This is a genomic window from Curvibacter lanceolatus ATCC 14669, from assembly GCF_000381265.1.
Classification (GTDB): Bacteria; Pseudomonadota; Gammaproteobacteria; order Burkholderiales; family Burkholderiaceae_C; genus Curvibacter; species Curvibacter lanceolatus.
In genome coordinates, this window is sequence record NZ_KB906311.1 from 1 (window position 1) to 3,407 (window position 3,407).

General features: G+C 56.4%; 5 protein-coding genes. 1 reads left to right on the plus strand and 4 read right to left on the minus strand.

Annotated features, from left to right (window positions below; all coding sequences use genetic code 11):
• On the plus strand, positions 1 to 222 hold a 222-nt coding region (locus tag F624_RS0131790), incomplete at its 5' end, for an integrase core domain-containing protein (protein WP_019575414.1).
• Between the two features lie 49 nt (positions 223 to 271).
• On the opposite strand, the gene F624_RS0131795 is transcribed toward F624_RS0131790, so the two are convergent.
• From F624_RS0131795 to F624_RS0131810, 4 genes are all read right to left on the minus strand, one after another.
• A complete protein-coding gene (locus F624_RS0131795; RefSeq protein ID WP_031256999.1) occupies positions 272 to 1,129 on the minus strand; it encodes an AAA family ATPase in 858 nt (285 codons plus the stop codon).
• A gap of 384 nt (positions 1,130 to 1,513) precedes the next feature.
• Positions 1,514 to 2,479: a site-specific integrase gene (locus F624_RS33090; RefSeq protein ID WP_245573785.1), complete on the minus strand. Its 966-nt coding sequence runs from the start codon at positions 2,477 to 2,479 to the stop codon at positions 1,514 to 1,516.
• Between the two features lie 53 nt (positions 2,480 to 2,532).
• Entirely contained in the window at positions 2,533 to 2,742 is a 210-nt protein-coding gene (locus F624_RS0131805; protein ID WP_019578400.1) for a DUF4224 domain-containing protein, read from the minus strand.
• A gap of 126 nt (positions 2,743 to 2,868) precedes the next feature.
• Positions 2,869 to 3,336: a hypothetical protein gene (locus tag F624_RS0131810; protein WP_019578402.1), complete on the minus strand. Its 468-nt coding sequence runs from the start codon at positions 3,334 to 3,336 to the stop codon at positions 2,869 to 2,871.
• Positions 3,337 to 3,407 lie beyond the last annotated feature (71 nt).

Consider the following 3,407-nt stretch of genomic DNA (forward strand, 5'->3'; position numbering starts at 1 on the left):
GAAAGCTTCAATGGCAAGTTCCGCGACGAGCACCTCAACGAGAGCTGGTTTGAGACCTTGCACCAGGCCAGAACATCCGTGGCCATCTGGCGCACGGACTACAACGAAGTCAGACCACACAGCAGCCTGGGCCGCATACCACCGGCTCGTTTTGCCGAGCTGCATCGCCAGCGCGCTGGCGATGCAGCTCAACAACCTTCAATTCAAAAACAAATCGATTAACCTTGAACTTGGACTTCCACTTTTGATTGGTACGTCTGTAGGGGGCAGGTCAATTGTCCAATCCTGGATACCCGAAATACTCAATCGCAGGCATAAGACTCGCGAGTTCTCTCTTGAAATCCCTGTCCATGCCTGACTGTATTTCCTCAACTGCCTTCTTGAGGCCGTCCGCGATATTCTTTTGGGATCCGTCTGCCGTCGAGACAGAGGCGCTTTGGAACAAGCCCTCCAGCACCTTTGCCAGCACATCTGTATCACGACCACTTGCACCATCGAGCGCACGTTGCGCGTTCACGAAGCCAAGCGCAAGCAGATTTGTGACTGCCTTGGGTGTCACATTGCGCCTATCCATCTGGTCTAGAGGATTCTCGGCCCACATCCTCGTAGTGAAGAGCGTCGGCACCCGGGCTGCCAAGCTACGAAAGAGGGCAAGGCGATCCTCGTTGGAGTGCGTTTCTTCGGTCCCGTGCAGGATGGTTTTTTCGTGCCCCTCAAACAAGGCTGCAATCTGGCCGTCCGCGAGGCTTCGCGAGCACATGATGATGGCCTCTGTGCAGTTTACGTCGGTATCGATGACGAACTCGCTCAGCGGGCCGAAATTGGAAACTGTCGGGTCGAAGCTCACATGAAGCCGAAGATCTATTGACGGCAAGAGAGCACGGACCTTTTCGGGCTCCTCACCTTTTAGATGTGCTCGGTGTGCTGCACAGAATCTGTCGTAGCACGCGCTCGAAAAGTCCTCGATCTCGAACGTGCTCCGTTCCGAAAGGAACTTACGAATGATGTCTGATAAAGAGGTTTTTCCACAGTTGTTGCGTCCAACCACGACTGTGGTCACGTCTTCAAGCTGCAGAGAAACGTCATGCAGCAAGCGAAAGTTTCTTATTTTTATTGTCTTTATTTTCACCTGGTTACCTCCGTTGAACGATGATTTCTATCGCTACTCTACACCCAAAATTGGGTTGGCGGTAGTATGAAATCAGGGAGAAAAGCTCGCCCTGTGTTCGAGGCACTCCGGGGCCTGGCTGTACAGAAATTAGGTAAATTGAGAAGGTATTCGAATGTGGCGAATGATCCGAATCAGTGCTAGGTATTAAAATTAACCGTCTCAATGTCGAATTGTGAAATAAGTCCTCACTCATCGAACTGAGCAACAGCCCCGTGACTATTCAGCGAGAGATGGCTGGGCTGAATCGGAAGCCGTGACATAGTTTGAATCGAAAATGGTGATGAATTTAAGGTTTCTAATTCTTCTGTTTTGATCGGCATCTGTACAGTCACACGCCATATTTCAACGTGTGGGCTTCAGCTTAGCTACTGCACCATAGTGTCTTTGTGTCAGCCGCTTGTCGTCATGCTGCAGCAGTGCGCTGGCTTCATCTAATCCCCCTGCCAACTGGGCCGCCCGCTTGCGCATATCACGCAGCACCATGCGCCGGATCTGGCGCATGAATTCATCATCGTTGGCGATGGCTGCTTTGACGTAGGCCTTGTTTCGGGCTTGGTCGTAGCGGTACCGCAGCATGCCATGAGTCACGCGTTTGCCGTCCATTGTGGACAGTAGGAACATGTGTGTGGCCTTGATCGCTTTTCGGCGAGCAATAAGCCCAGGCAACACCTTGCTGACGTTGAGGTCGTAGTCGGCCTCTTTGCCGGTTTTGCTGGCCTCCAGTCGAAGCGATTCTGAGCGTGGCATCAGTACGTTGATGCAATCGGTCAAGCGCATGCCGGTGGCTGTGCTTAGGTCCATGCAGTCGCGTAGCAACTGATCGCCTTCGTTGTAGACGGCCTCGAACAGTTCATCGAATACGGTCATGCGGCGAGGCGTTTCCTTGTTTTTCCACTTGGATCGTTCCATACCGGCCGCGGGCCAGGGCTGCCGTGTGAGGCCTTCACCTCGGGCCCAGTTCCAGATGATCGACAGCAGCGACATTTCTCGGTTGCCCTGGGTCTTGGCAGTGCGGGCCTTCAAATATGACTTGATCGCTGGCAGGTCGACCTGATCCCAGGTCGAATCTTTGAACACCGGGCGTATGGTGCGCAGGTTCTTGGTGTAGCCCTTGACGGTCTCCCGGCTGGTGTACGTGGGCAGCACCTCTTTCTCCCATCGGGCAAAGGCCTCTTCCAGCGTTCCAACAAGACGCGGCGCCTGGTTATGGAGTTCGTCCCATTTTTTGACGGCCTCGTCAAAGTCAGTGCCCAATGGCACGTCTGCCTCGCCAAGCAAGCGTCGGTCGTAGAAGTAGTAGGTCACCACGCGCCCGCTTTTGCGCTTGCGCGTATGTGACCGTAGGCGGGGGTACTTTCCAGTCATTTCACCAGAGCCAGGTTGATGCCGCGGGAAGGCGTCACGACTCGCCCCGATAGCCATTCGCGAGTGTGGAAGCGGGACACGATCACTTGCCGGCCGCGGCGTTTGTAGGGGATGCCATCGGCTTTCAAGACGCGCTCCTGGTCATCGAGGCGGCGCACCCCGGTGATTGCCCGGACCTCATCCGGAGACAGAAACTCGTTTTCCATGGTCCTCTCCGTTTTCAATGGCAGCGGTGAATCGATTGACTTCAATTTCTTGTTGATTCGCGCGGGGTTTGAGTGGGGTTGCGGCAGGGTAGCCCTTGGCGCCAACCGCGAAAATGACTAGTTGGGTCATAAGGCAGCCTCCGACCGTCCGTCGCGGTAATGCAGCGTCGTGCCCATCCGGCTGGGCAGCGCAAAGGCATCCATTGCCCCAGGCCGCCCATCAAAGGGCCGCAGCTCCAGTGCCTTGTAGGTGTCGACCGACGCCCGGCAGGCCGGTGCCGGCAGCAGATGCGCCGTTTGAGGAATGGCCGGCGTCCGTGCCACGGGGATGAGCGTGCGCGGCACTAGGTTGCCCTGGCCATTGGCCACGGCAGTGACCGCCTCGAGGCCCCTCTTGGTGATGGCGTACCGGGCTGGCCGGCTCATGTCGACACGGGCCACCGTGCCGCGCTTGACCATGCTGGCCACGCGAACACCGGGCGCGGTGGTGCCGATGTGTTTCAGCTTGCCAAACTCGTCCACCGTCAGCGGCCCATGCTCTTGCAGGTGCTTCAGGATGGCGATGGTGCTGGGTTGGTAGGTGGGGCCCATCATGCTCAGGCCTCCGCGCGAAGCGCATAAAAGGTTTGAACAAACCGGTCCCGCCAGGTGGACCAGGGGCAATC

Excerpts from the sequence above, each read along its gene's own strand:
- F624_RS0131810 (WP_019578402.1), bottom strand. The coding sequence starts at position 3,336 with ATGATGGGCCCCACCTACCAACCCAGCACCATCGCCATCCTGAAGCAC.
- F624_RS0131805 (WP_019578400.1), bottom strand. The coding sequence starts at position 2,742 with ATGGAAAACGAGTTTCTGTCTCCGGATGAGGTCCGGGCAATCACCGGG.